The sequence below is a fragment of the Psychromonas arctica genome (genome assembly GCF_038155225.1).
GTDB classification, from domain to species: Bacteria; Pseudomonadota; Gammaproteobacteria; order Enterobacterales; family Psychromonadaceae; genus Psychromonas; species Psychromonas arctica_B.
On sequence record NZ_JBAKBA010000452.1, the window covers coordinates 1 to 208 of the forward strand.

Genomic DNA, 208 nt, shown 5'->3' on the forward strand with positions numbered 1-208 from the left:
TGTTTTAATGGATATTCGTCACCCATTTAAAGATCTGGATCAACAGCTTATTTTCTGGGCTATCGATGCGATTATTCCTGTTTTAGCGTTATTAACAAAAGCGGATAAATTAATGCAAGGTGCACGTAAAGCGACTTTGTTGCAAATGCGTGAATAAGCGGAAAACTTTGAAGGTGATATTCAAGTTGAATTGTTCTCATCTTTAAAA

General features: G+C 35.1%; 1 pseudogene. It reads left to right on the plus strand.

The window, feature by feature from the left end:
• Positions 1-154, plus strand: a pseudogene (locus V6255_RS19060) (ribosome biogenesis GTP-binding protein YihA/YsxC); the annotation flags it as partial.
• Positions 155-208: the final 54 nt, after the last annotated feature.